The following is a 9,198-nucleotide window of genomic DNA, read 5'->3' as shown; positions in this document are numbered from 1 at the left end:
GCTCGGTTCCGGACGTCCGGAGCCGAGCGAACCGCCGTTCGCACGTCAGGTTTCGAGCAGCGACTCGATCCTGTCGGCGGCTCGGTTCAGGCCGCCGGACTCCTCGATCTCCCGCCGCATCTTCGCCGTGCTGCGCCGGATCTCCGGGTTCGAGGTGATCTCCGCCAGAGCTTCTCGGAGTTGTTCGGGAGAAACCGTGCCGCGATGGGCCACTCCGACCGCTGAGCTCCGGCGGTGCCGGGCTCGGAGCCCCGAGACGTGTCGCGCGATTTTCCCGGGGGTCAGTCGCGCTGGGGGCGTTGTTCGGGCGGGAGCTGGCAGGCCGGGGTGGCGCCGGGCAGGCGGTGGCGGTGGTCGGCGACCCAGCGGTAGAGGCGTTCGGCGAGGGAGCGCAGCAGCGGAGCCGACATGAGCCCACCCAGCAGGGGCCAGGGGGCGCGGCTGGACCTGAGGAGTTCGGCCACCGCTTCGGCACCGCCGAAAACCCGGCCGGAGCGGTCGATCCAGAGGACCTCGTGAGCGGCTCGGTCTTCGGTGATGTTCAGCGCCGCGAGATCGGCTTCCTGCCAGGGCTGGACCCGCATGCGCACCGGCAGGCGCACGGCGAGGCGGACGCTGCGGGTGCAGAACCCGCAGTCGCCGTCGTAGATCAGCACCGGACGTTCGGCCACGCCGCCATCCTCCCTCACGGGAGGCCCCTCGTCAGTCCAGGTCGTCGTGGCGCATCAGCAGGCGTCCGGCTTCGGTGAGCGAACCCGACAGCGACGGGTACACCGAGAAGGTGTTGGCCAGGTTGTCCACCGTCACCTGGTTCTGCACCGCGAGCGCGATCGGCAGGATCAGCTCGCTGGCGTTCGGCGAGACCACGACGCCACCCACGACCACACCCGTCTGCGGGCGGCAGAAGACCTTGAGGAAACCGCGCCGCAGGCCTTCCATCTTGGCGCGCGGGTTGGTGGCCAGCGGCATCATCACGGTCCGCGCGGGGACCTCGCCGCTGTCGATGGCCTGCTGGCTGATGCCGACCGTGGCGATCTCGGGGTGGGTGAAGACGTTGGCCGCCACCGTCTTCAGCTTGATCGGCGTGACGCCCTCGCCCAGCGCGTGCCACATCGCGATGCGGCCCTGCATGCCGGCGACGGACGCCAGCAGCAGCAGACCGGTGCAGTCACCAGCGGCGTAGATGCCCGGGGCGCCGGTCCGCGACACGCGGTCGACCTCGACGTAGCCGCCCCGGCCGGTCTCGATGCCGACCTTCTCCAGGCCGATGTCGCTGGTGTTGGGCACCGAGCCCACCGTCATCAGCGCGTGGCTGGCCTCGACCTTCCGGCCGTCGGCGAGGTGGATGACCACGCCCTTCTCGGTGCGCTCCACCGACTCGGCGCGGGCGTGCTTGACGACCTCGGTGCCGCGCTCGGCGAACACCTCTTCGAGCACGGCCGCGGCGTCGGCGTCCTCGTGCGGCAGCACGCGGTCGCGGCTGGAGATCATGGAGACCTTGACGCCCATCTCGGTGTAGGCGGAGGCGAACTCCACACCGGTGACGCCGGAGCCGATGACGGCCAGGTGCTCGGGCAGTTCCGGCAGGTCGAAGAGCTGGCGCCAGGTCAGGATCCGCTCACCGTCGGGCTCGGCGCCCTTGAGGATGCGGGGCGTGGCGCCGGTGGCGATCAGCACGACGTCGGCGGTGAGCTCTTCGTAGGTGCCGTCGGCGCGGTCCACGCCGATCTGGTGCACGGCCATGCCCGGCGTCGGGTCGGTGAAGCGCGCACGGCCCGGGATGATCTTGACGCCTTCGCGGCGCACCCGGGAGCGGATGTCGGCCGACTGCGCGAGAGCCAGGCCCTTGACCCGGCCGTGCACGACGGCGACCTCGACGTCGGCTTCGTGGGAGGAGGTCCGGATGCCGAGCTCTTCCGCGTCGCGGAAGGAGGAACGAGCGCCTGCGGAGGCGATGAAGGTCTTCGAAGGAACGCAGTCGTAGAGCACGCAGGCCCCGCCGAGACCTTCCGGCTCGACGAGCGTGACGTCCGCTCCGTTGGAAGCGGCGACCAATGCCGCCTCGTAGCCCGCCGGTCCGCCGCCCATGATCACGATGCGGGTCACTTCGCGCTCCTCCTGAGTCCACCTGGCCGAAGGGCACCCCGTTGCCGGTGGTCACCGATTACACCGATGGGCGCCGAACTCACGGTACGCCGCGACGAGTCCGGGCAAACCGGGTGGTACCGCCCGGGATGGGTGATCGTGGCGAAGACCACTCCGGGCCGACGACACCGCCTGTGATCGTCGCCGGTGCGCGGGTCCTCGGGCCCCGGCCAGAACCGGATGACCGAGAAACCCACATTCGTGCTGCCCTCCGGTCCGCTTTTCTGCCAACGGATCGCTACCCTGTGGGGCGTGCCTCTGTACGCCGCGTACGGATCCAACATGGATCCTGCCCAGATGTTGAAGCGCGCCCCGCATTCCCCGCTGGCGGGAAGCGGCTGGCTGATGGACTGGCGGCTGACCTTCGGCGGCGAGGACTACGGCTGGGAAGGCGCCCTCGCGACCATCGTCGAGCAGCCCGGTTCGCAGGTCTTCACGGTGCTCTACGACGTGAGCCCGGAAGACGAGAAGAACCTGGACAACTGGGAGGGCGCCGAGCTCGGGATGCACAAGAAGCTTCGGCTGATGGTGCAGACGCTCGACGGCCCCGTGCTCGCATGGCTGTACGTGCTCGACGCCTACGAGGGCGGACTTCCCTCGGCCCGCTACCTCGGCGTGATGGCCGACGCGGCGGAAGCCGCCGGAGCCCCCGAGGACTACGTCGAGAAGCTCCGGAAACGCCCCTGCCACAACGTGGGCCCCGGCTCTCCCCGCGAGCTCTAGAGCGGTCCTGCCGGCGGGTCCTGGAGCCAGCCGCGCTCGCGGAGTTCCGCCGCGAACCGCTCGTAGGCCGAGTCGAGCGCGGCCACTTCCGCCCGGTCCGGCTCGACGAGCTCGCCTGCCGGCACCATCGCGGCCGCCGCCGTGCTCAGGTCCGGGTGGATCGAGCCGGTGGCCGCCAGCAGCGCCGCGCCCAGAGCGGTTCCGGCACCGAGCACGCGCAGCACCGGCCGGTCCAGCACCGAAGCTCGGACGCGGCACCAGGCCGTGCTCCGCGCGCCGCCGCCCGCCGTGCGCACCGGCCCTTCGGCCACCGCGCCCAGCGTGGCCAGGCGTTCCAGCGCGAGGCGTTCGCAGAAGGCGATGCCCTCCAGGCGCGAGCGGTGCTCCTCGGCGCGGTTCCGCGGCGTTCCGAGGAGGAACGCCCCGGCTTCGGGCGCCTGGAACGGGAACCGCTCGCCCCGTCCTCGCAGCGGGTAGTTGAGCACGCTCGCGGGTCCGTTCGCGATGGCCGCCGAGTCCAGTTCGGGCAGTTCAGCCGGGTCCACATCGGACAACGCCGAGCCGCCGATGTTGGCGGCGCCGCCGGGCAGCCACCTGCCTTCGGGGTGCAGGTGGCTGTAGACCACTCCGGCCGGGTCGTGCACCAGCTTCTCCGACACGCCCTTGATCACCAGCGTCGTGCCCAGCACCGTCACGAACTGCCCGGCGTCGACGGCACCCGTCGCCAGCTGCCCGGCGCAACCGTCGGTCATGCCCGCGCGGACCTCGCAGCCCACCGGCAGCCCGGTGAGATCCGCGGCCTCGCGCCCCACCTGGCCGAGCACGGCCGTGGGTCGCACGACCTGCGGCAGCAGCGCGGCGGGAACGCCCGCCGCCCACTCACCGGCCGCCGCGTCGTAGCCGCTCTTGAGCGCGTGGCTGGTGTCGGTGGCGACCGGGTGCCCGACGAGCCGCCGGGCGATCACCTCTGGCGTGTGGCAGATCTGCTCGGCGCCCGCCGGGAGGTTCGCGGCCAGCCAGGCGACCCGGGCGCGCCGGTCGTCGTACATCAGCGCCTGGCCGACCGGCTCGCCGTCGGCGTCGACGGCGACGACCGTGCCCGAGGTGGCCGAGATCGCCAGCGCGGTGATCCCGGTGCTGCGCGCGCCCAGCAGGTCGGTGCACTCGGCCAGGCAGTCGCGCGCGGCGGGCCACCACGACAGGGCGTCCTGCTCCGAACGCCCGCCGGGCGAGCGCACGGGCGTCGGCAGCGACCGCGAGGCCTGGGCCAGCAGCGCGCCCGCCGGATCGTGGACCTGCACCCGGACGGTGGCCGTGGCGACGTCCACACCGGCGACGAGCTCGCCGGTCATGACGCGAGCTTCTCCAGCGCTCCTGGCAGTTCCGCCAGCGAGTGCACGGCGATGTCCGGCTCGGCGAGCTGCTCGGGCGTCGGCGCGGGCGGCGCTTCGCCGCGCAGCACCCACACCGTGCGCAGCCCCATGCGCTGGGCACCGCGGACGTCGGTGTCGAGGCGGTTGCCGACGTGCACCGCGCGGGACGCCGGCACACCGGCCTCGTCCAGGGCGTGCTGGAAGATCCGCGGGTCGGGCTTCTCCGCGCCGACGGTCTCCGAGATGGCCCAGACGTCGATGTGCTCGGCGACGCCGTCCCGGCGCAGCGCGTCGACGACGACGGATCGCTGGTTGGCGACCACGGCGATCCGGTAGCGCTCGCCGATCAGGCGCAGGGCGGGCAGGACGTCGTCGTGGAGGGCTTCCGGCGGGTACTCCCAGTAGCTCTCCGCCAGGTCCGACAGCCGCTGCCGGTCCTGCACGGTGAGGAAGCGCTGCGCCACCGCCGTGCGCAGCGAGCCGCCTTGGGCCTGCCTGCGCTCGTCGTAGAGGCGCAGGAACTCGGTCTCGGAGACCTCGTCGCCCTCCTCGGCCGCGAGCTCACGGGTGGCGCGCAGCAGTGCGTCGCGGTACGCGGCGTCGTCGTAGACGGGCCCGCCCACGTCGAGCAGCACGAGGTCGATCGGTTCGGCTCCGGTTGTGGGATCGGCCGGCACGTCCGGTCCTTTCGCTCGCGGTCCAACGGGACCGAGGTGGCTCCCTGCACCCCCAAAATAACACCAGGAGCGACAGAATTAACAGTATTTAATGTGATAACTACCAGTGCGCTGAGGGTGCGGTCCTTGCGAACGCCGCACCCGATCACGCCCACGCCAGCTCCAGCAACGCCCAGGCCCGCCGAGTGCCGCGGCGGTCCCGGCGGCGGGCCAGCCGCTCCCCGATCAGCGCGCGGAAGTGCTCGGCACCCGAGCCGAGCCGTCCCAGGGCGCGTTCCAGGCAGTCCAGCGCACGACGTTGCGGACCGGAGCACAGCACGTCCGCCAGCGCGACGTCCAGCGCCTGGACGCGGAGACCGTCGAGCTCGATCACCTCGGTCTCGCGGAACCAGGCGTGGTGCACGACCAGATCGCCCTGCGACCGCAGCTCCCGGTCGTAGGGCACGGTCACGTGCACGGCGTCCTCGACCGGGCCGCAGCCGTGCATGGCCACGGCCGTCGGTCCGGAGATCACCCCTTGATCACCTGCGCGCAGCAGCGCGGCGGCGGCTCTTGCGGTCGGATCGCGCAGGAGCGCGGCCGGCAGCACCACACCCGTCCAGGGCTGGACCCACTCGCCGGCCTCCAACGCCTCGGCGAGGTCGGCAGCGCCGAGCAGGCGCTCGGCCTCGTGGCGCGGCAAGGCCCCGTGCCAGTGCCGAGGGGTCTGCGGGCCGGGTGCGGGCAGGGACTGCGGGCGGTCGATGTTCGTCCTCATGCTGAGAAGAGGCGCGAACCCCGCCCACAGATACATCCCGAGCCCGGATACACCTCGATCAGGCGAATTCCGCGGCCCGCTCCGTCAGCTCCGCAGGCTCAGCAGCGCCGTGTGGACCATCGTGCGGATGCCGACCAGCAGCGCCCGCTCGTCGAGGGTGAAGGTCGGCTGGTGCAGGTCCTTGATCCGACCGCTGCCCGAGTGCACGCCCAGGCGGGCGAACGAACCGGGGATGTGCTCCAGGTACCAGCCGAAGTCCTCGCCGCCCGAGGACTGCGGGGTGTCGGCGTGCGCCTGCTCCCCCAGCGCGGCGGTGATCCCGGCGCGCATCAGCTCGGTGCAGTCCCGCTCGTTGACCACCGGCGGGACGCCGCGGCGGTGCTGCAGGTCGAAGCCGACCCCGAGCGGCGAGAGCAGGCTCTGCGCGAGCTCGTGGACCAGCGGTTCCAGCTTCGCCCAGGTGTCCCGGTCGGCGGTGCGCAGGGTGCCGGTGAGCACCCCGTCCTGCGGGATGGCGTTGGGCGCCTCACCGGCGTGCACCGCTCCCCAGGTCAGCACGGTCCCGGTGCGCGGGTCGACGCGGCGGGACAGCAGCGCGGGCAGGCCGGTGATCACGCTGCCCAGGGCGTGCACCAGGTCGGCGGTCAGGTGGGGCCGCGAGGTGTGCCCGCCGGGCGAGGTCAGCCGCAGTTCCAGCAGGTCGGTGGCGGAGGTGATCGGCCCGACGCGGGTTCCGACGCTGCCCGCGGGCAGGCGCGGGTCGCAGTGCAGGCCGAAGATCCGGTCGACGTCGTCGAGAGCGCCGCTGGCCAGCACGTCCAGCGCGCCGCCGGGCATGACCTCCTCGGCGGGCTGGAAGATCATCCGCACGCGTCCGGGCAGGTCGGGGGCGGTGGCCAGGGCCATCGCGGCACCGAGCGCGACGGTGGTGTGCGCGTCGTGGCCGCACGCGTGCGAGGCACCATCCACTGTGGAGGAGTACGGCAGGCCGGTGGCCTCGGTCAGCGGCAGCGCGTCGATGTCGGCGCGCAGCGCGATCGTGGGGCCGGGACCCGTTCCCTCGATGTCGCAGGTCAGGCCGGTTCCGACGGGGAGCAGCCGGGGCGTCAGCCCGATCCGGCCGAGTTGGTCGGCGAGGAACGCGGTGGTGCGGTGCTCGGCGCGGGAGAGCTCCGGGTGGGCGTGGATGTGACGGCGCCAGGCGACCACGCGACGCGCGTTCGCGTTCAGCCAGGCGTCCAGCCAGGACGGTCCGCGACCCGCACCGATGTCGGGCACGACGGACTCCACACTGGATCCGAAGCGGGAATCCATGTCCGCAATCGTGCTTTCGGTCGCGCCGATCGGCTCGTCAGCCACCAGCGTCGTCGCCTGGGCGACGGCCCACTCCTCGTCCGTCACCGCCGAACCGTCACGGTTCGGGCGCTGGCCCGGGTCAGGGCCACGAGAATCCACCACGGTCACGCCACGCCTCCCGACGTGCAGAACTGTTCGGTCGAACCTTTTCCAGCGCGGTCGGCGACACCGGCGAGCAGCCGTTCGCGCTGCGTGCCGTCGAGCACGGCCGCGAGCGCGGTCCAGGCCATCGCCACGGCCCCGTCGAGGACCGCGAGGTCCGCCGAGGGAGTGGCGCAGGCCGCGGCGAACTCCGCCTGGTGGTTGACCGCGTCCCCGCATTCCACCGCGATCATCGGGTGGATCGCGGGCAAGGCCCTGGTCACGTTGCCCATGTCGGTGCTGCCGATGACCCGGCCCCGCTCGGTGCTCCGATCGAGCGGTTCACGCCCGAGATCGGTGATCGCGCGACGGTACGCCTCCGACAACCACTGGTCGCAGGCGAGCTCCGCGTAGACCGGCGAGATCTGCACGATCTCGTGAGAACACCCGGTCGCCGTCGCACCCGCTTCGAAGCAGGCCCGGATGCGGTTCTCCAGGCGCTGCAGCGAGCGCGCTTCGGCAGCACGCAGGTTGTAGACCGCCGCGGTGCGCGCGGGCACGATGTTCGGCGCCGCGCCACCCTCCGTGACGATACCGTGCACCATCTGCTGCGGCTCCAGGTGCTGCCGCAGGAGTCCGATGGCCACCTGCGCGACGGTGAGCGCGTCGGCGGCGTTGATGCCGAGGTCGGGCGCGGCCGCGGCGTGCGCGGCGCGGCCGGTGTAGCGGACCTCCAGGTCGGTGATGGCGAGCGAGCTCGGCAGGCAGATGTCCTCGGGCCCGGGGTGCACCATCATCGCCAGGGCGACGTCGTCGAACAGGCCCGCCTCCAGCATCACGACCTTGCCGCCGCCGGTTTCCTCGGCCGGTGTGCCGAACACCTTGACGATGAGTCCGGCTTCGTCGGCGATCTCGGCCAGCGCGAGCGCGGCGCCCACGGCGGAGGCGGCGATGACGTTGTGCCCGCAGGCATGTCCGACCTGCGGCAACGCGTCGTACTCGGCGCAGATGCCGACGACGAGGTCACCGCTGCCGCACTCGGCGACCAGCGCGGTGTCCAGGTCGGCGACCGGGGCCTGGACGGCGAAGCCGTGCTCGGCGAGCAGCGCTGCGACCTTGGCGGCGCTGCGGTGTTCGGCGAAGGCCGTCTCCGGTTCGGCGTGGATGCTGCGGGACAGCCCGGTCAGCGCCGCCCCGTTCCTGCGCACGACGTCGCGGCAGCGGTCGCGCAGCGCGGTTCGGCCTCCGGGCGCGGGCTGATCTTCGGGCGGGGTGGTACGCATGTGCGTTCATCCTGCATCAGCTGGATCAGCTGCGCGTGACGAGCACGCTACGTGGCGACCACCGGTAGTCCAGCTGCGCCGAACGGGTGGCGAGACTTCAGCTGGACAGAAAAAAGGGAATTCACACCTTTGTTGAATTCCACGCAATTCCACGGGCCGAGCCGGACATTCCCGGCGCAGGGCCGGGAATGGGTGTGGGCCGGCACCGGTCGGGGGGCTTCCCGGCGCCGACCCACGTCTCGATGGGTTACTCACCCAGGAAGCGTGCGGAATGACTCCACACGCACGATCAGGTGTGAAAATCCCACAGCTTCGCCGTCAGGTCTAGTCCATGGCGGAAATTGGTAGTGAAGAAATAGCGAAAACCGACGCCGCGGTCTGTTTTCTAGGAATACCTACTTCTTCTTCTCGAAGAACAGCACCGGCTTCTTCCTGATCTTGCGGGAAAGCAGCACGAGCCCGATCAGCATCACACCGGCGACCCCCATCGCGGTGCGCTGGTTGCGCTCGGCCTGCGTCTCGCGCTCGGGCGCGGGCGACCCCGGCGTCGGCGGCTGGGCCACGACGGCGACCTGGACCACCTCGGCCCGGACGGGCGCCGGACTGGCCGCCGCCCATGGTGTGAGCAGCAGGGATAACGCGATCGCAAGTCCCGCGAGCAGGCGGCCGATCCGCCACATGATGGCTCCACATCCTTCGCGTCGCGCCGGATCACCGACACATCCGGGTCGTGTTTCCGCGACCCCCGTCCAGGGGTCACCCGTTCCGGTCGGAGTCGATCATATCGAACACGTGCCGCGAGC

Annotated in this window: 10 protein-coding genes; 1 reads left to right on the top strand and 9 read right to left on the bottom strand. The window is 71.7% G+C overall.

The window, feature by feature from the left end; translation table 11 throughout:
* Positions 1-45 precede the first annotated feature (45 nt).
* From AB0J91_RS12510 to AB0J91_RS12500, 3 genes are all read right to left on the bottom strand, one after another.
* Complete coding sequence (locus AB0J91_RS12510) at positions 46-213, bottom strand: hypothetical protein (RefSeq protein ID WP_363867325.1); 168 nt, start codon at positions 211-213, stop codon at positions 46-48.
* A 68-nt stretch (positions 214-281) separates the two neighbouring features.
* On the bottom strand, positions 282-671 hold the full coding sequence (locus AB0J91_RS12505; protein ID WP_363867322.1) for a DUF393 domain-containing protein: 390 nt from the start codon (positions 669-671) through the stop codon (positions 282-284).
* A 31-nt stretch (positions 672-702) separates the two neighbouring features.
* Entirely contained in the window at positions 703-2,106 is a 1,404-nt protein-coding gene (locus AB0J91_RS12500) for an NAD(P)H-quinone dehydrogenase (RefSeq protein WP_363789850.1), read from the bottom strand.
* A 291-nt stretch (positions 2,107-2,397) separates the two neighbouring features.
* Between AB0J91_RS12500 and AB0J91_RS12495 the strand changes: the two genes are divergently transcribed.
* Positions 2,398-2,868, top strand: a complete 471-nt coding sequence (locus AB0J91_RS12495) for a gamma-glutamylcyclotransferase (RefSeq protein ID WP_093413862.1) — start codon at positions 2,398-2,400, stop codon at positions 2,866-2,868.
* Here AB0J91_RS12495 and AB0J91_RS12490 read toward each other — a convergent pair.
* The 6 genes from AB0J91_RS12490 to AB0J91_RS12465 all read right to left on the bottom strand — a co-directional run bounded on the left by AB0J91_RS12490 (position 2,865) and on the right by AB0J91_RS12465 (position 9,075).
* Positions 2,865-4,220 carry an FGGY family carbohydrate kinase gene (locus tag AB0J91_RS12490; RefSeq protein WP_363867319.1) on the bottom strand — a complete coding sequence of 452 codons (1,356 nt, stop codon included), beginning with the start codon at positions 4,218-4,220 and terminating at the stop codon, positions 2,865-2,867. The two genes, AB0J91_RS12495 and AB0J91_RS12490, sit on opposite strands and share 4 nt — an antisense overlap.
* Positions 4,217-4,918 (bottom strand): HAD family hydrolase, encoded by a 702-nt coding sequence (locus AB0J91_RS12485; RefSeq protein WP_363867316.1) that lies wholly within the window; start codon positions 4,916-4,918, stop codon positions 4,217-4,219. Before AB0J91_RS12485 ends, AB0J91_RS12490 begins: the two co-directional genes overlap by 4 nt.
* Positions 4,919-5,063: 145 nt before the next feature.
* Entirely contained in the window at positions 5,064-5,675 is a 612-nt protein-coding gene (locus AB0J91_RS12480; RefSeq protein ID WP_363867313.1) for a hypothetical protein, read from the bottom strand.
* Positions 5,676-5,759: 84 nt separating this feature from the next.
* On the bottom strand, positions 5,760-6,989 hold the full coding sequence (locus AB0J91_RS12475; protein WP_363867343.1) for a M20 family metallopeptidase: 1,230 nt from the start codon (positions 6,987-6,989) through the stop codon (positions 5,760-5,762).
* 146 nt (positions 6,990-7,135) lie between these two features.
* Entirely contained in the window at positions 7,136-8,395 is a 1,260-nt protein-coding gene (locus AB0J91_RS12470; protein ID WP_363867310.1) for a M20 family metallopeptidase, read from the bottom strand.
* Between the two features lie 395 nt (positions 8,396-8,790).
* A complete protein-coding gene (locus AB0J91_RS12465) occupies positions 8,791-9,075 on the bottom strand; it encodes a hypothetical protein (RefSeq protein WP_363867307.1) in 285 nt (94 codons plus the stop codon).
* Between the last annotated feature and the right edge of the window lie 123 nt (positions 9,076-9,198).

It is taken from the genome of Saccharopolyspora sp. NPDC049357, assembly GCF_040677225.1.
In the GTDB taxonomy this organism is placed as follows: domain Bacteria; phylum Actinomycetota; class Actinomycetes; order Mycobacteriales; family Pseudonocardiaceae; genus Saccharopolyspora.
Note: the sequence above shows the minus strand (reverse complement) of the source record. Positions and strands in the feature narration are given on the sequence as shown.